We start from the raw sequence: 16,501 nt of genomic DNA, 5'->3' as shown, positions 1-16,501 counted from the left end.
CTCCGCCCGCGCTCCCCGCGTGCGCCCCTCCGGGACCGGGTGCGCCCGGTCCCGTCCCGTCGCGCCGTGTGCGCCCCGCGCCGGACGGGCCGCGTACGCCCGTCGCCCCGTGCCCGGTCCGGCCGCCGGGGCCCGTCGCGCCGGCACCGCGGTCGATCGGAACCGGCCACTGTGCGAGCCGAAACGGCCAGGTCGGAAACGGCTCCCGTCCCCTTATGAGGGATCGTTTCACCCGTACGAATTAAAAGTGTCGAATGCGCCAGTTCACGCCACCCATGGACCCCTACGGTCACCGGGTGATGAGGAGCAGTCCGGAGAGCACGACCGGCGCACACCGGGCGCACGGGGAAGCGCGTGACCGAACCGCCGCACGCACCCTCGCGCAGCGACCGCCCGCGCGCTACGAGGCGTACCTGGACGGCCTGTTCACCTACTGCCTGTCCGTGCTGGGCGACCACGACGACGCCACCGCCGCCCTGGGCGACGTCCTCGCCCTCGTGGAGCGCCGGGGGCACCGCGTCCCGGAGTCCGTAGCCGACCACCGGGCCTGGCTGTACGCGCTGGCCCGCTGGGCGTGCCTGCGCCGTCCGCCCGCGCCGGGACGTGGTCCCTCGGCCGACGGGCCCGCCCGGCCCGGACGCGAGCGCCGCTCCGCCGGGCGGCCCGCCGCCGTGCCCGCGCCCCGGCCGCCCTCCGCCGAGGAGCGGGACCGGCGCCGTCGCGAACTGGACCGGCTGGCCTGGCCGGAGGCGGCCGGCATCGGCCCGGAGCAGCGCGAGGCCCTCGAACTGGCCGTGCGCCACCGGCTCGCCGCCCACGAGGTCGCCGCCGTCCTCGGCCGGGACCCGGCCGCCACCCGGGAGCTGCTGGCCTCCGCCGCCTGCGAGGTCGAGCGCACCCGCGCCGCCCTCGCCGTCGTCGAGACCGGCGGCTGCCCCGGTGTCGCCCGCCTCACCGGCGAGGACCGGGCGGCGCTCTGCGCCGGCCTCCGCCGCGAGCTGGTCCGGCACGTCGACGACTGCCCCCGCTGCCGCGGCGCCGCCGCGCGCGCCATCCCCGGCCGGTGGCCCGGCACCAGCGTCAGCCCGGCCGAACTGCCGGTGCTCCCGGCGCCCCGCGCGGCGCTGCTCCTGGCGATGGCGCACCTCCGGCGCGCGCGGGGCGCCGCTCCGCGCTTCGACCGGCGCGGCTTCCCGATGGACGCCAAGGACCGCGCCGCCCGCCGGGACCGGCTGCGCGCGCGGGCGGTCACCACGACCGTCGTCGCCACCGTGGTCGCCGCCCCGGTCCTGACCCTGTGGGCGGCCTACCGGGGCACCCCGGTAGGGGAGGCCGAGGGCGGCCGCGCGGCCGTGGCGGGCGAGCCCCACGGGCACGGCGGCGGCCCGGCGGGCGGTCACGGCCTCGCCGACGCCACCGCCACCCGGCCCGGCGGACGCCCGGGCGGGGGCGACGCGGCCGGGGTCTCGGTGGCGGTCGTCAGCGTCAGCGGCGCCGGGGAGAAGGGCACCGGACGGCTGGAGGTCGCGGCGGGCAGCGACGGCGACACCACGCTCATCACCCTGACCGCGTCCGGCGAGGCCCCGGTGCGCTGGTCGGTCTCCACCTCCGCCCCCTGGCTCTACCCGAACCGCTCCTCGGGCGTCCTGCGGCCGGGCGGGCGGGTGACGGTCCGGGTGCACGTCGACCATCTGCGCGAGCCCACCGGGCACTGGGGGGCCAAGGTCGCCGTCTCGCCCGCGGGCGCCGTGGTCTCCATCGACGGGCACGGCCGCGTGCCGGGGCCGGGCCGTCCGGCGCCGGGCCCGGGGCGGCCCGGGGCGTCACCGCGTCCGTCGGCGCCCGGTCCGGGGCCCACGCCCTCGGCGTCCGCGCCGCCGGGGCCGACGCCCACCGCGGAGCCGTCGTCCACCCCGCCGGACCCCGGCCCGACGAGCGCGGAGCCGTCCCCGACGGACGGCCCGGAGAGCACCCCGCCGCCCCCGGACGGCGAGGGCGGCGACGGCCCGGACCCGGCGGGCGCGCAGGCGCGCGGGGCGGCGGGCCGGAGGGGCTGAACCGCGCGGGGCGGAGGCCCCTCGGTCCCGGTCCCGGGCCCCTCCGCCTTCCTGGCCCTGCCTGCTGCCTGGCCCTGTTTCCCGGCCCCCTGCTCCCTGGCCCTGGTCGCGGGCCAGTGGCTCGGCTCCGGTCCTGGCCCGGGCTCCGGTCCTGGTCCTGGTCCTGGACCCGGCCAAGGCCCGGCCGGGGCTCGGCACCTGGTTCCGTTCCGGGCCCGCCTACGCCCCCGCGGCCGGCGGGTCCGCCGGGTGCGGGGCGACCAGGGGGAGCGCGGAGGCGAGCCGCCGCTCGCACAGCTCCACCAGCCGGTCGTAGCCGGCGGCGCCCATCAGCTCGATCAGCTCCGGCCGGTACGAGACGTAGACCGGATCGCCCGCGCCGTGCGCCGAGGCCGCCGAGGTGCACCACCAGTGCAGGTCGTGGCCGCCCGGGCCCCAGCCGCGCCGGTCGTACTCGCCGATCGACACCTGGAGCACCCGGGTGTCGTCGGGCCGGTCGATCCATTCGTACGTCCGCCGCACCGGGAGCTGCCAGCACACGTCCGGCTTGGTCTCCAGCGGCTCCCGGCCCTCCCGCAGCGCCAGGATGTGCAGCGAGCAGCCCGCGCCGCCGGCGAAGCCGGGACGGTTCTGGAAGACGCACGAGCCCTCGAAGGGACGGGTCTGACGGGAGCCGTCCTCGTCCTCGGAGACCCAGCCGTCCCGGGTGCCCTCGGCGTGGTGCTGCCAGATGTCCGGCGTGAGCCTCGCCACATGCCCGGCGACCCTCCGCTCGTCCTCCTCGTCGGAGAAGTGGGCGCCCAGGGTGCAGCAGCCGTCGTCGGCGCGGCCCGCCCGGATGCCCTGGCAGCCGCTGCCGAAGACGCAGCTCCAGCGCGAGGTCAGCCAGGTCAGGTCGCAGCGGAACACCTGCTCCTCGTCGGCCGGATCGGGGAACTCGACCCACGCGCGCGCGAAGTCGAGGCCCTTCTCGTCGTCCGCCGAAGGAGCCGCGTCCGGAACCGGCGGGCCGACCCTGATGCTCATCTTGTCCTTCTTGGGCGACTTCTCGTCCTTCGCCTTTTTCGTCTTTGGCACGGGACCAGGGTAAGTGGCCCGCATCGCGGGACGGCACCGTCCGCACCCCCGGGCCGCAGTAGCGTTTCCCTCCATGAGACTCGGTGTCCTCGACGTGGGATCGAACACGGTGCATCTGCTGGTGGTGGACGCCCACCACGGCGCGCCCCCGCTGCCCGCGCACTCGCACAAGGCGGATCTGCGGCTGGCCCAGCTCCTCGACGCGGACGGGGCGGTCGGTCCCGAGGGGGTCGACCGCCTCGTCGCGGTCGTCCACGAGGCGCTCCGGGCCGCCGAGGACCAGGGCGTCGAGGACCTGCTGCCGTTCGCGACCTCCGCCGTCCGCGAGGCCCGCAACGCCGACGAGGTGCTCGCCCGCGTGCGCGAGGAGACCGGCGTCGAGCTGGCCGTCCTCAGCGGCGAGGACGAGGCCCGGCTGACCTTCCTCGCCGCCCGCCGCTGGTTCGGCTGGTCCGCCGGGCGCCTGCTGGTCCTCGACATCGGCGGCGGCTCCCTGGAGATCGCCTGCGGCATCGACGAGGAGCCCGACGCAGCCGTCTCGCTGCCGCTGGGCGCGGGCCGGCTGACCGCCGCCCGGCTGCCCGGCGACCCGCCCGCCCCCGACGACGTCCGGGCGCTGCGCCGCCACGTCCGTACCGAGATCGCCCGCACGGTGGGGGAGTTCAGCCGCCTCGGCACCCCCGACCACGTGGTCGCCACCTCCAAGACGTTCAAGCTGCTCGCCCGGCTCGCCGGAGCCGCCCGCTCCGCCGACGGCCTGTATGTGCAGCGGGAGCTGAAGCGGGCCTCCCTGGAGCCGTGGGTGCCCCGGCTCGCCGCGATGACCGCCGCCGAGCGCACCGAGCTGCCCGGCGTCTCGGACGGCCGCGGGGGCCAGCTGGTGGCCGGGGCGCTGGTGGCCGAGGCGGCGATGGAGCTGTTCCGCGTGGAGAGCCTGGAGATATGTCCCTGGGCGCTGCGGGAGGGCGTGATCCTGCGGCGCCTGGACCAGATGGGCCGGGGCTGACGGCCTCCGGCTCCCCTGACGGCTCCCGGTTCCCCTCACGGCTCCCGGCCCCGGGGCGGGGGCGCGCCACGGGCGGCCGGGAACCCCGCCGGTCGCGCGACGGACGTGCCCGGACGGCGCCCGCACCCGCCGGGCGCGGGCGCACGCGGACGGGCCGTGCCCCTCCCCCGGAACGGCCGGGGCGGACGCACGGAGACCCGCGCATCCGCCGGGCCCCGGGCGGACCGGCCGTGCCCGGCGACCGCGCGCCCCGCCGGAACCCACCGAGACCCACCGAGACCCGCCGAAGCCCACCGAGACCCGCCGCGTCCTGCCAAGCCCGCCCCGGCGGAGGCGTGAACGGGGCCGCGCGGCCACCGGTCCCCCGGCCGGGCGGACGCGCGGGCGGTCGCGGAGCCCGCCGGGTCCCGGGCCCGGTGCCCCCGTGGCGCTCGCCACAGCCGCCCGGCGCGACCCCGCGCCTCCCCCGGCCCACCCCGTAACCTGGCCCCCGTGGCAGAACCAAGGGACGTAGTCCGCCTCCCCGCCGCGAAGGTCGCGCTGTCCACGGCTTCCGTCTATCCGGAGTCGACGGCGACGGCCTTCGAGATCGCCGCGCGCCTCGGCTACGACGGGGTCGAGGTCATGGTCTGGACGGACCCGGTGAGCCAGGACATCGACGCGCTGCGACGGCTCAGCGACTACCACCGGATGCCGGTCCTGGCCGTGCACGCGCCCTGTCTGCTCATCACCCAGCGGGTCTGGTCCACCGACCCGTGGACCAAGCTCCGGCGCGCCCGCGCCGCAGCCGAGCGGCTCGGCGCCGGCACCGTCGTGGTGCACCCGCCCTTCCGCTGGCAGCGCCAGTACGCCCGGGACTTCGTGGACGGCGTGTGGCGGATGGCGGACGAGACGGACGTGCGGTTCGCCGTGGAGAACATGTACCCCTGGCGCTACCGGGACCGCGAGATGCTCGCCTACGCCCCCGACTGGGACGTGACCCGGCACGACTACCGGCACTTCACGATCGACCTCAGCCACGCCTCCACGGCCCGTGTGGACGCCCTCGACATGGTCGCCCGGATGGGCGACCGGCTGGGACACGTGCACCTCGCCGACGGCCGGGGCTCCGCCAAGGACGAGCACCTGGTGCCCGGCCGCGGCACCCAGCCCTGCGCCGAGCTGCTGGAGCGGCTGGCGCAGGCCGGGTTCGACGGCCATGTCGTCATCGAGGTCAACACCCGGCGCGCGATGTCCGGCGCCGAACGCGAGGCCGATCTCGCCGAGGCGCTGGCCTTCACCCGGCTGCACCTGGCGTCGGCCGCGGCGGCGGCGAGGGCGCGGCGCGGCTGACGGGGCCGGGGCCGGGGGCGGGGCCGGGGCGTCGGGGCGCCGCGGCGGAGTGGGGAACGGGGCCGCGGGACGTGGCCCGGCGGCGGAGCCGAGGTCCGGGCACCGGCTCCGCCCGGGGGCCGTGCGGCGGGGGCTCCGAGGGCTCCCCGGCGAGACGCCCGTCCCGCATTCCGGACGCCCCGTCCCGAGCGCTGGATGACCGGCGTACGCTCGTCGACAGTCAGAAAACTGCCGGGCGCGCTCCAGCCGGAGCCCCGGCGGAACTCTCCGAAGGAGCGAGCGACGATGCCCGAGCTGAGGTCCCGCACAGTCACCCACGGCCGCAACATGGCGGGCGCCCGTGCCCTCATGCGGGCCTCCGGTGTACCCGGCGCGGACATCGGCCGCAAGCCGGTCATCGCCGTGGCCAACAGCTTCACGGAGTTCGTGCCCGGCCACACCCACCTGGCGCCCGTCGGCCGGATCGTCAGCGAGGCCGTCACGGCGGCCGGGGGCATCCCGCGCGAGTTCAACACCATCGCCGTCGACGACGGCATCGCCATGGGCCACGGCGGCATGCTCTACTCGCTGCCCTCCCGCGACCTGATCGCGGACAGCGTGGAGTACATGGTGGAGGCCCACTGCGCCGACGCCCTGATCTGCATCTCCAACTGCGACAAGATCACCCCGGGGATGCTCAACGCCGCCCTGCGGCTGAACATCCCGACGGTCTTCGTCTCCGGCGGCCCGATGGAGTCCGGCCGCGCCACCCTGGTCGACGGCACGGTGCGCACCCTGGACCTGGTCGACGCGATGGTCGAGGCGGCCAACGACAAGGTCTCCGACGCGGACGTGCAGCGCATCGAGGAGAACGCCTGTCCCACCTGCGGCAGCTGTTCCGGCATGTTCACCGCCAACTCGATGAACTGCCTCACCGAGGCCATCGGCCTCTCGCTGCCGGGCAACGGCTCGGTCCTGGCCACCCACACCGCGCGCCGGCAGCTCTACGTGCGGGCCGCCGAGACCGTCATGGAGCTGACCCGCCGCCACTACGAGCAGGACGACCACTCCGTCCTGCCGCGCTCCATCGCCACGATCGACGCCTTCGAGAACGCCATGGCCCTGGACATCGCCATGGGCGGCTCCACCAACACGATCCTGCACCTGCTGGCCGCCGCCGAAGAGGGCGGTGTCCCCTTCGGCCTCACCCAGATCGACGCCCTCTCGCGCCGGGTGCCGTGCCTGGCCAAGGTCGCGCCGAACGTCGGCAAGGACCGCACCTACTACATGGAGGACGTGCACCGGGCGGGCGGCATCCCCGCCCTGCTCGGCGAGCTGCACCGGGCGGGCCTGCTCCACGAGGGCGTCCACTCCGTGCACAGCCCCTCGCTGGCCGACTGGCTGAAGAACTGGGACGTGCGCGGCGGCTCCCCCTCCGAGGAGGCCGTGGAGCTGTGGCACGCGGCGCCCGGCTGCGTCCGCTCCGCCGAGGCGTTCTCGCAGTCCGAGCGCTGGGACACCCTGGACGAGGACGCCGAGGGCGGCTGCATCCGCTCCGCCGAGCACGCCTACTCCAAGGACGGCGGCCTCGCGGTGCTGCGCGGCAACCTGGCGGTCGACGGCTGCGTCGTCAAGACGGCCGGCGTCGACGAGGCCATCTGGACCTTCGAGGGCCCCGCGGTGGTCTGCGAGTCCCAGGAGGAGGCGGTGGAGAAGATCCTCACCAAGCAGGTCACGGCGGGCGACGTGGTCGTCATCCGCTACGAGGGCCCCCGGGGCGGCCCCGGCATGCAGGAGATGCTCTACCCGACCTCCTACCTCAAGAGCCGCGGCCTCGGGAAGGTCTGCGCGCTGATCACCGACGGCCGGTTCTCCGGCGGCACCTCGGGCCTTTCCCTGGGCCACGCCTCGCCGGAGGCGGCCTCGGGCGGCACCATCGCCCTCGTCGAGAACGGCGACCGCATCCGCATCGACATCCCCAACCGCTCGGTCGAGCTGCTGGTCGACGACGCCGAGCTGGCCCGCCGCGAGGAGGCGCTGAACGGCGTGTACGCGCCCAGGCAGCGCGAGCGCAAGGTGTCGGCCGCCCTGCGGGCCTACGCCGCGATGGCGACGAGCGCCGACCGGGGAGCCGTCCGGGACGTCTCCCGGCTGGGCTGAGCCCGCCGCCCGCCGCCCGCCGCCCGCCCGGAGCCGGTTCCGGCGGGCGGCCCCCCGCCCGCGCGGGGCCCTCAGGACCCGGTGCGCTGCCAGGCGCCCGGGTCCCTGCCGTCCACCCCGAAGACCGAGCCGTCGGGCGCGCCCGCGTAGACGCGACCGCCCGCGACCACCGGTGCCGGGAGCGAGGCGGGCACCCGGTCGGCCCCGGCACCCAGCCGGGGCGGGGTCTGCCCGAGCAGCCGCCCGGTGCGCGCGTCGACGCCGAGGAGCCGCCCGTCGGGCGCGGTGACGTACACGTGCCGTCCGTCGGAGACGGGCGCCGAGCCCCGGCTCATCCCCGTCTCCAGCCGCCACCGCTCGGTGCCCGCCGCCGGGTCGACGGCGACCAGCGAGCCGCCCACGCCCATCAGGTACACGGTGGTCCCGCGCACCGTCGCCTGCGCCTGCGCGACCGGTGAGGCCAGCACCGTCCGGCGCAGGGAGCCGTCGCCCGGGGTGTAGCGGAGCACGGCCCCGGCGTCCCCGTACACCGCGTCCCCGGCCAGGAAGTACACGGAGCCGCCGGCCGAGCCGACGGGGGTCAGGGCGCCGTCCAGATCGGCCTTCCAGCGCACGGTGCCCGTCGCCGGGTCCATCGCGGTGACCCGGGTCCGCGTACCGCCGCCCGGCATGCTCGTCGCGTACGCCACCGGGTCGCCGGGGAACGAGGAGAAGTACGGCACGGCCTGCCCGGGGACCCGGCCCGACCAGCGGGTCCCGCCCGAGGAGCCGTCGATGCCGGTGACCCTGCCGTCGGCGCCGGTGAGCAGCAGGGTGCCGCCCGCGCCGCGCAGTCCGCCGAACTCCGGCGCCTCGTGCCGCCACGCCGTCTCGCCGGTGACCGGGTCGAGGGCCTCCAGGGCGCCGATGCGGTCGATGGAGGGGTGCACCAGGCCGCCCGCGGCGACCGGCGCCCGGCTCGGCTCCGACGGCTCCACGTCGTGCCGCCACAGCACCGAGCCGTCGGCCGGGTCGAGCGCGAAGACCTCTCCCGCGCGGGCGCACAGCAGCCGTCCGGTGCCGTAGGAGCAGTGCGGCATGCCGCCCTCGGCGGTGGGGGCGGTCCGCCAGGTGCCGAACCGGGCGGGCGCGGTCTGCGTGGCCGCGGTGTGGCCGGGCGGCTTCCCCGGAGCGCCGAGCAGCGCCAGCGAGGCGAGCCCGCCGAGCACGGCCAGGCAGAGCCCGCCCGCGACCAGGGCGGTGCGCCGGCCGATCCGCCGCACGGGTCGCCCGGCACCGGCCCGGCCGCCGGACGCGGCGCCGGAACCCTCCCCGCCCCCGCCCCCGGCGGATGCGCCGGGCCCCGGAACGCCCCCGCCGGGCTCCGGCTCCTCCGCCCCGGCCCAGCCCCAGGCCGAGACGTCCCCGGATCCGGTCCCGTCGCCCCGGCCCGGGTCCCGCGGCGCCGGGACGAACGTCTGGGTGTCGTACGACGCGGCCTCCCCGCGCAGTTCGCGCATCAACTCGTCCGGGGTGGGCCGTTCGTCCGGGTCCTTGGCGAGGCAGCGCAGCACCAGCGGCGCCAGCGCCTCCGGCAGCCCGGTCAGATCGGGCTCGTCGTGGACCACCTGGTAGGCGACGACGTAGTGGCTGTCGGAGTCGAAGGGACCGCGCCCGGTCGCCGCGTGCACCATCAGCGAACCCAGCGCGAACACGTCGGCCGCCGGGCCCACCTGGCGCGGACGGCGGAACTGCTCGGGCGCCATGAACGGCGGGGTGCCGATCAACTTGCCGGTCTCGGTGCGCAGTTCGCTGTCGGTGGGCCGGGAGATGCCGAAGTCGATGACTTTCGGCCCGTCCTCGGCGAGCAGCACGTTGCTCGGCTTGAGGTCCCGGTGCACCACCCCCACCCGGTGGATGTCGCGCAGCGCCTCCGCCAGGCCGGCCATCAGCCGCCGCAACCGGGCCGCGTCCATGGGCCCGTTCCGCTTCACCCGGTCGGCGAGGGTCGGACCCGGGATGAACAGCGTGGCCATCCAGGGGCGTTCGGCCTCGGGGTCGGCGTCGACGACGGGTGCCGTGAAGGCGCCGCTCACCCGTCGCGCGGCGGCCACCTCCTGCCGGAAACGGCCCCGGAACTCGGGGTCCTCGGCGTAGCGCGCGTGGACGACCTTCACCGCGAGCTTCATCCCGGAGGCGCTCCGCGCCACGTGCACGACGCCCATGCCGCCGGAGCCGAGACAGGAGTCCAGCCGGTAGTGGCCGATGTACCGCGGATGCTCCCCGAGATATTCCGGATGATCCCCGGCGTTCGTCCGTGGCGCCATGGGACCACCCCCGTGCCGTTCCGTGCGCGCGCGACGTTCGGAGCCTAGTCGATGGCACGTTCGGGGCCGAGGGGGCTTGCTAGCCTCGCCGTACGAGTCGCGAACGCGCTCACGATCGGGGAGGGACCCTATGAAGACCGGCCACGGGGAAGAGCGGGACGGCACGGGTGAGGAGGCCGCCGCGGAGGGCGCGGCCGCCACGGAGGGCAAGGCCGGTACGGGGGCGGTCGCCGGGGTCGCGGCAGCGGCGGCAGCGGCGTCCTACCCGATCGCACCGGGCGTCCAACTCAACGTCCGCAGCGGGCCCGGCACCTGGTACAGCATCGTCCGCGTGCTGCCCGCGGGCTCGCGTGTGACCATCACCTGCCAGCGGCCCGGCACCAACGTCGCGGGCCCGTACGGCACCACCACCCTCTGGGACAACATCGCGAACGGGCAGTACGTCTCCGACGCCTACGTGTACACGGGCAGCAACGGCTACGTCGCGCCCCGCTGCTCCTGAGCCCGGCCGGGGCCCGCGGCGGGCCGGGGAGCCATAATCGTCCCGTGAGCGCAGAGAACGGTACGAACGGCACACCCGACGGCACCGCGGGCTCCCCGCCCGCCGCCGGGCCCCGCCCGGAGCCCCTCCGGTTCTACGGCACGACCTGGGTCGGCCACGACGGCGGCTACGCCGCGCGCCGGGCCGGCCTCGCCCTCGGCTCGGCCGTCGCGGCGGTGGCCGCCTGCCTCGTGCTGCGCTTCGCCTACCAGGGCCTCCGGATCGCCGAGGTCGGCGGCTTCGTCACGGGGCTGACGATCGTGATGTTCGCCGTCTGCAGCGCGCTGGCCTTCGGCCACACCTGGGGCGGCTACTCCCAGCGCCCCGACCCCGAGCGCCGCTCCTCGCTGCGCGGGCTGCTGGCCGTGGGCTTCGTCGGCTCCCTGTGCGCCTACGCGCTGCGCTCGCTCTTCGAGGCACCCGGCGAGAAGCTCCTGCGCGCCGAGTACGAGACGGCCCGCGAGCAGTACGAGCGGCGCACGGCCCGCCGCTCGGGCAACCCGCGCAAGAAGAAGCGTCCGGCGTAGGCGAGCGGCCGGGACGCCCCGCCCGCCGCCGGAGCCTCCGGCCCTTCCCCCTCCGCGCGCGGGCCGGAGAAACCCCCTGCCGTCCCGGTCCGTCCGCGTCACCATGGGGGCATGACCACGACACCCCCGGCTCCCCGGGGCGGCGACCGCGTCGCGCGGGCGCGGTCCTTCGACGCCGCCGCCGCGCAGTACGCCGCCCACCGCCCCTCCTACCCGCCCGCCCTGCTCGACGCCGTCGAGGAGCTGAGCGGCCGTCCGCTCGCCGGTTCCCGGGCCGTGGACGTCGGCGCGGGCACCGGCATCGCGACCGCCCTGCTGCACGCGCGGGGCGCCGAGGTGCTCGCCGTGGAGCCGGGCGGCGGCATGGCCGCGCAGTTCCGCCGCTCCCTGCCCGGCGTGCCCGTGGTGCGGGGCAGCGGTGACGCCCTGCCGCTGGCCACCGGCACCGCCGACCTCGTCACCTACGCCCAGTCCTGGCACTGGACCGACCCCGCCCGCTCGGTGCCGGAGGCGCTGCGGGTGCTGCGGCCCGGCGGCGCGCTCGCCCTGTGGTGGAACACCGACGCCCTCGACGTGCCCTGGACCGCCGCCGCCGGGGAGCGCGCGCGGCGCCACTTCGGCGTCGACTCCGCCGCCGAGCGGCGCGGCGCCGCGGCCGGCGGTGTCGCCGACCCCTCCGGCCGCCTCGCCTTCGCCCGCCGCGAGGTCCGCTGGTCCCGCCGGGTTTCCCTCGACGGCCATCTGGCCAACCTCGGCAGCCACTCCGCCCTCCTGCTCCTCCCCGACCGGGGCGCCGCCTTCCTCGCCGAGGAGCGCCGCCATCTGCTGGAGGTCTTCCCGGACGGCGTCGTGGAGGAGACGTACGACACGGTCCTCCTCCTCGCGAAGGCGCCCCCGGTGGCCTGAGCCCCGTCGTGCCTGCCATGCCCGCCCCGTCGTGCCTGCCCCGTCGCGCCCGCCGTGCCGTGCCTGCCGTGCCGTGTCCGCCGTGGTCCCGCCCCCGTGGGACCCGGGGCCGCCGGGGTCCTCCCTCCGGGCCCCGCCCGCGCCGCCCCGGCCCGTACCCGTCCCGCCGCCGGGCCCCGTACCCGTCCCGCCCACCGGACGCGCCGCCCCCGCGCACCCCCGGGGTGCGAGGATGACGAGGGACGACGCACCCACGGAGGGCACCGAACGCCATGACCCAGAAAGTCGCAGTCCTCGGCACCGGAAAGATCGGCGAAGCCCTGCTCAGCGGCATGATCGGCTCCGGCTGGTCGACCGCCGACCTGCTGGTCACCGCCCGCCGCCCGGAGCGAGCCGAGGAGCTCCGCGCCCGCTACGGCGTCACGCCGGTCGGCAACGCCGAGGCCGCCCGGAGCGCCGACACGCTGATCCTCACGGTCAAGCCGCAGGACATGGGCACCCTCCTCGACGAACTCGCCCCGCACATCCCCGCCGACCGCCTGGTCATCAGCGGCGCCGCCGGCATCCCCACCGCCTTCTTCGAGGACCGGCTCGTCCCCGGCGTCCCCGTCGTCCGCGTCATGACGAACACCCCGGCCCTCGTCGACGAGGCCATGTCCGTCATCTCCGCCGGCACCCACGCCACCGAGGCCCACCTCGCGCACACCGAGGGCATCTTCGGCTCGGTGGGCAAGACCCTGCGCGTCCCCGAGTCCCAGCAGGACGCCTGCACCGCCCTCTCCGGCAGCGGCCCGGCCTACTTCTTCTACCTGGTCGAGGCCATGACCGACGCGGGCATCCTGCTCGGCCTGCCCCGGGACAAGGCCCACGACCTCATCGTCCAGTCCGCCATCGGCGCCGCCACCATGCTCCGCGACAGCGGCGAGCACCCGGTCCGGCTCCGCGAGAACGTGACCTCCCCGGCCGGCACCACCATCAACGCCATCCGCGAGCTGGAGAACCACGGCGTCCGCGCCGCCCTGATCGCCGCCCTGGAGGCCGCCCGCGACCGCAGCCGCGAACTGGCCTCCGGCAGCAAGGACTGACCGCCGCGCCCGGCGGGCGGGTTCACCCGGCGGCGGCCACGACCTCCCCGGTCGTCACCACCCGCGCGAACCCGCCCCCGTGCAGCGACACCGCCGACGCCCGCGCCAGCTCGTCGGCGCTCCGCCGCCAGCCGAAGGGCCCCTCCAGGCCGAACGTGTACGTCGCGTCGTAGGCGACCAGCACCTCGTACCCCAGGTTCCCGCCCATCCGCGCGGTCGTCTCCACGCACATGTTCGTCTGGATACCGGCCAGCACGATCTGCGTGATCCCCTCCCCGCGCAGCCACGTCCCCAGATCCGGTGATCCGAGAAACGCCGAGTTGACGCTCTTGGTCACCAGCAGCTCGGCCCCGCCGCCCCGCCCGCGCCGCTCGGCCACGTACTCCTTGAAGTCGTTGCCCGCGTACCCGGTCCGCAGCGGCGAGTCGGGGCGCGCCGAGTCGTGCCGCACGAGGACCACCGGGCGCCCGGTCGACTGCCACACGTCGATGAGGGCGGCGATGTTGCCGTCCGCCTCCGGATGGTTGCGCTCGCCCCAGAAGTCCAGCTCCTCGAAGCCCTTCTGCACGTCCACGACGACCAGTGCCGCGTTCCCGGCGACGGCCACGCCGCCCGCCGTCCCCACCGCGCCGCCCGCGCGCCCGCCGTCCCGGCCACCACCGTCCGTGCCCATGTCCCCACCCGTGCCCCTGCCCTGGTCGCTGCCCTGGTCCCGGTCCTGTTCCATGCCGCCATCGTGCCGCCGCCCGGCGCCCCGCCCCAGCGGTACGAAAGCCAGCGATCGATGGTTTACTGCCACTCATGGCAGCACCGGCCGCCCCCGCGCCCCACCGGATCGCCCTGGTCGCCTTCCCCGGTGTCCGGGCCTTCGACGTCTCCGTCATCACCGAGGTCTGGGGCACCGACCGCACCGACCGCGGCGCCCCCGCCTTCGAGCTGCGCCGGGTCGCCGCCGACCCCGGCACCCCCGTCCCGATGCGCGGCGGCCTCGACCTCCGGCCCGACCGCGCCCTCGGCTGGCTCGACCGCGCCGACCTCGTCGTCGTCCCCGGCCTCGACGACCACCTCACCCCGGCGCCCGAACCCGTCCTCGCCGCCCTGCGCCGCGCCCACGCCCGCGGCACCACCGTCGCCGCCCTGTGCGCCGGGGCGTTCACCCTCGCCCAGGCCGGACTCCTCGACGGGCGGCGCGCCATCACCCACTGGCGGCTGACCGACCTCCTGCGCCGCCGCCATCCCGGGGTCACCGTCGTCCCCGACGCCCTCTTCATCGAGGACGGCACCCTCTGGACCTCCGCCGGGACCGCCGCCGGGATCGACCTCTGCCTCCACCTCGTGCGCCTGTCCCACGGCGCCGAGGCCGCCGCCGTCATCGCCCGCTCGATGGTCACGGCGCCCTTCCGCACCGGCACCCAGGCCCAGTTCATCGAGCACCCCACCCCGCGCGCCGACCGCGACGCCGACGCCCTCGCCGCCGTCCGCGAGCACGCCCTGCGCCATCTGGGGGAACCGTTCACCGTCGCCGACCTGGCCGCCCGCGCCGGGATGTCCCCGCGCGGCTTCGCCCGGCACTTCGCCGCCGCCACCGGCACCACACCGCTGCGCTGGCTCCTCGACCAGCGCGTCGCGGCCGCCCAGAAGCTCCTGGAGCGCACCGACCTGCCCATGCCCGAGGTAGCCCGCCGGGCCGGGTTCGGCAGCGAGGTCACGATGCGCCAGCACTTCGCAGCGCGCCTCGCCACCAGCCCCCGGGCCTACCGGGCCGCGTTCACCACCGGGTCCGCCACGGGTTCCAGCAGCCCGAGCGCCCGGTAGGCGGCGTCGACCCGGGGCCGCGCCATGGCCCGGGCCCGCTCCGCGCCCTCCCGCAGCACGGCGTCGACGTGGCCGGGGTCGGCGCACAGCTCCCGGTGCCGTTCCCGCAGCGGGCGCAGCGTCTCCACCACGGCCTCGGCGGTGTCCTTCTTGAGGGCGCCGTAGGAGTCGTAGGACCCGGCGAGCGCGGCGGGCTCCCCGCCCACGCAGGCGGCGAGGATCTCCAGCAGGTTGGCCACCCCGGGACGGCCCGCGGGGTCGTGCACGACCTTCTGACCGCTGTCGGTCACGGCCCGCATGATCTTCCCGCGCACCGTGTCCGGCTCGTCCAGCAGATAGACGATCCCGGGCCCGCTGTCGTCGCTCTTGCCCATCTTCGCCGCCGGTTCCCGGAGGTTCATCACCCGTGCCGCCACCGCCGGCCGGGTGGCCCGGGGGACGGTGAAGGTGTGCCCGTAGCGCTGGTTGAACCGGACCGCCAGGTCCCGCGCCAGCTCCACGTGCTGCGTCTGGTCGTCACCCACCGGCACCTCGTCCGTGCCGTACGCCAGGATGTCCGCCGCCATCAGCACCGGATACGTCAGCAGCGACAGCCGCACCCCGCCGCCCCGCTCGCGCTCCCGGACGGCCTTCTCCTTGTACTGGATCATCCGCCGCGCCTCCCCGTCGCCCGCCACGCACTCCAGCGCGTAGGACAGCCGGGTGTGCTCGTCGACATGGCTCTGCACGAACACGGTGCACAGCCGGGGGTCGAGCCCCGCCGCCAGCAGCAGGGAGGCCGACTGCCGGGTGAGTCTGCGCACCCGCGCCGGGTCGTGGTCGACGGTCAGGGCGTGCAGGTCGACGACGCAGAACAGGGCGTCGGCGCGGTGCTGGTCCACGTCGGCCCAGCGCCGCATGGCTCCCAGGTAGTTCCCGAGCGTCAGATGGCCCGTCGGCTTGATGCCGCTGAAGACCCGTGTCATCTCTCCACCTCTTCGTCGGGGCCGCCGAGGTCCGCCGGCCGCCTCCGCGGGGGAGACACGGGAAACGGCCGCCGGGAGCGGCGGCCGTCACGGTGCGCGTACGTGAGCGGGGCCGCCGTCAGGCGGCCCACCAGAACTGGCTGTGCGTACGCGTCGTCATGCCCCGCACAGTACGCCCGTGACGACGGTCCGTCAGGCGGTTGACACGCCCCGGCCGCGTCCGTATGGTTCTCCGGGTTGCCCGACGTGAGCACCGACTCCGGTCGGCCCCGGGCAGCGATTCCGTACGTACCAGCCCTCCTTCGACGAGCAGCCGCGCTATCGGCGTCGCCGCAGGAATGGTCCGTGTATTCGCGGAATGAGGAATCCCCGTTCGAAAGGACGGTGGCCCCCGATTAGCTCGGGGGCCGGGAGTCCGCTAAGGTCTCACCAGTCGGAACGGCCCAACGGCCGCACCGGCGGCCCCCTCTGACGGGGAATCGGGACCGGAAGGTTCTGATAGAGTCGGAACCGCCGGAAAGGGAAACGCGGAAGCGGGAACCTGGAAAGCACCGAGGAAATCGGGTCGGAAAGATCTGATAGAGTCGGAAACGCAAGACCGAAGGGAAAGCGCCCGGAGGAAAGCCTGAGATTGAATCTCGGGTGAGTACAAAGGAAGCGTCCGTTCCTTGAGAACTCAACAGCGTGCCAAAAGTCAACGCCAGATATGTTGATACCCCGACCTGATCGGATCTCCGACCGGGTT

Annotated in this window: 13 protein-coding genes; 9 read left to right on the top strand and 4 right to left on the bottom strand. The window is 76.0% G+C overall.

What is annotated here, in order from left to right; genetic code table 11:
- Positions 1 to 299 precede the first annotated feature (299 nt).
- Positions 300 to 2,057 (top strand): hypothetical protein, encoded by a 1,758-nt coding sequence (locus GTY84_RS22130; protein WP_161228093.1) that lies wholly within the window; start codon positions 300 to 302, stop codon positions 2,055 to 2,057.
- A 219-nt stretch (positions 2,058 to 2,276) separates the two neighbouring features.
- Here GTY84_RS22130 and GTY84_RS22125 read toward each other — a convergent pair whose 3' ends face one another.
- Positions 2,277 to 3,134, bottom strand: a complete 858-nt coding sequence (locus tag GTY84_RS22125) for a hypothetical protein (RefSeq protein WP_161228064.1) — start codon at positions 3,132 to 3,134, stop codon at positions 2,277 to 2,279.
- Between the two features lie 73 nt (positions 3,135 to 3,207).
- On the opposite strand from GTY84_RS22125, the gene GTY84_RS22120 reads away from it, so the two are divergent.
- From GTY84_RS22120 to ilvD, 3 genes are all read left to right on the top strand, one after another.
- Positions 3,208 to 4,140: a Ppx/GppA phosphatase family protein gene (locus GTY84_RS22120; protein WP_161228063.1), complete on the top strand. Its 933-nt coding sequence runs from the start codon at positions 3,208 to 3,210 to the stop codon at positions 4,138 to 4,140.
- 492 nt (positions 4,141 to 4,632) lie between these two features.
- Entirely contained in the window at positions 4,633 to 5,472 is an 840-nt protein-coding gene (locus tag GTY84_RS22115) for a sugar phosphate isomerase/epimerase (protein WP_161228062.1), read from the top strand.
- Positions 5,473 to 5,757: 285 nt separating this feature from the next.
- Positions 5,758 to 7,611: a dihydroxy-acid dehydratase gene (ilvD, locus tag GTY84_RS22110; protein ID WP_161228061.1), complete on the top strand. Its 1,854-nt coding sequence runs from the start codon at positions 5,758 to 5,760 to the stop codon at positions 7,609 to 7,611.
- 71 nt (positions 7,612 to 7,682) lie between these two features.
- Here ilvD and GTY84_RS22105 read toward each other — a convergent pair whose 3' ends face one another.
- A complete protein-coding gene (locus tag GTY84_RS22105) occupies positions 7,683 to 9,917 on the bottom strand; it encodes a serine/threonine-protein kinase (protein WP_161228060.1) in 2,235 nt (744 codons plus the stop codon).
- Between the two features lie 130 nt (positions 9,918 to 10,047).
- On the opposite strand from GTY84_RS22105, the gene GTY84_RS22100 reads away from it, so the two are divergent.
- From GTY84_RS22100 to proC, 4 genes are all read left to right on the top strand, one after another.
- Positions 10,048 to 10,419, top strand: coding sequence for an SH3 domain-containing protein (locus tag GTY84_RS22100; protein WP_161228059.1), 372 nt, complete (start codon positions 10,048 to 10,050; stop codon positions 10,417 to 10,419).
- Between the two features lie 44 nt (positions 10,420 to 10,463).
- Positions 10,464 to 10,985, top strand: coding sequence for an EamA/RhaT family transporter (locus GTY84_RS22095; RefSeq protein ID WP_161228058.1), 522 nt, complete (start codon positions 10,464 to 10,466; stop codon positions 10,983 to 10,985).
- A gap of 111 nt (positions 10,986 to 11,096) precedes the next feature.
- The gene (locus GTY84_RS22090; protein WP_161228057.1) at positions 11,097 to 11,891 is read left to right on the top strand and encodes a class I SAM-dependent methyltransferase; all 795 of its coding nucleotides are present in this window, start codon (positions 11,097 to 11,099) and stop codon (positions 11,889 to 11,891) included.
- A 272-nt stretch (positions 11,892 to 12,163) separates the two neighbouring features.
- On the top strand, positions 12,164 to 12,976 hold the full coding sequence (gene proC / locus GTY84_RS22085; protein ID WP_161228056.1) for a pyrroline-5-carboxylate reductase: 813 nt from the start codon (positions 12,164 to 12,166) through the stop codon (positions 12,974 to 12,976).
- A gap of 22 nt (positions 12,977 to 12,998) precedes the next feature.
- On the opposite strand, the gene GTY84_RS22080 is transcribed toward proC, so the two are convergent.
- A complete protein-coding gene (locus GTY84_RS22080; RefSeq protein ID WP_161228092.1) occupies positions 12,999 to 13,583 on the bottom strand; it encodes a cysteine hydrolase family protein in 585 nt (194 codons plus the stop codon).
- A 194-nt stretch (positions 13,584 to 13,777) separates the two neighbouring features.
- Here GTY84_RS22080 and GTY84_RS22075 point away from each other — a divergent pair, with 194 nt between their 5' ends.
- On the top strand, positions 13,778 to 14,791 hold the full coding sequence (locus tag GTY84_RS22075; protein WP_161228055.1) for a helix-turn-helix domain-containing protein: 1,014 nt from the start codon (positions 13,778 to 13,780) through the stop codon (positions 14,789 to 14,791).
- On the opposite strand, the gene trpS is transcribed toward GTY84_RS22075, so the two are convergent.
- Complete coding sequence (gene trpS / locus GTY84_RS22070; protein ID WP_161228054.1) at positions 14,731 to 15,756, bottom strand: tryptophan--tRNA ligase; 1,026 nt, start codon at positions 15,754 to 15,756, stop codon at positions 14,731 to 14,733. The genes GTY84_RS22075 and trpS overlap by 61 nt on opposite strands.
- Positions 15,757 to 16,501: the final 745 nt, after the last annotated feature.

The sequence above is a fragment of the Streptomyces sp. SID8352 genome (assembly GCF_009862265.1).
Taxonomy (GTDB): Bacteria; Actinomycetota; Actinomycetes; order Streptomycetales; family Streptomycetaceae; genus Streptomyces.
The sequence above is the reverse complement of the archived record's forward strand: the minus strand, read 5'-3'. Positions and strand labels throughout refer to the sequence as shown.

Excerpts from the sequence above, each read along its gene's own strand:
- GTY84_RS22130 (WP_161228093.1), top strand. The coding sequence starts at position 300 with ATGAGGAGCAGTCCGGAGAGCACGACCGGCGCACACCGGGCGCACGGG.
- GTY84_RS22120 (WP_161228063.1), top strand. The coding sequence starts at position 3,208 with ATGAGACTCGGTGTCCTCGACGTGGGATCGAACACGGTGCATCTGCTG.
- ilvD (WP_161228061.1), top strand. The coding sequence starts at position 5,758 with ATGCCCGAGCTGAGGTCCCGCACAGTCACCCACGGCCGCAACATGGCG.
- GTY84_RS22105 (WP_161228060.1), bottom strand. The coding sequence starts at position 9,917 with ATGGCGCCACGGACGAACGCCGGGGATCATCCGGAATATCTCGGGGAG.
- GTY84_RS22100 (WP_161228059.1), top strand. The coding sequence starts at position 10,048 with ATGAAGACCGGCCACGGGGAAGAGCGGGACGGCACGGGTGAGGAGGCC.
- GTY84_RS22090 (WP_161228057.1), top strand. The coding sequence starts at position 11,097 with ATGACCACGACACCCCCGGCTCCCCGGGGCGGCGACCGCGTCGCGCGG.
- proC (WP_161228056.1), top strand. The coding sequence starts at position 12,164 with ATGACCCAGAAAGTCGCAGTCCTCGGCACCGGAAAGATCGGCGAAGCC.
- GTY84_RS22075 (WP_161228055.1), top strand. The coding sequence starts at position 13,778 with ATGGCAGCACCGGCCGCCCCCGCGCCCCACCGGATCGCCCTGGTCGCC.
- trpS (WP_161228054.1), bottom strand. The coding sequence starts at position 15,756 with ATGACACGGGTCTTCAGCGGCATCAAGCCGACGGGCCATCTGACGCTC.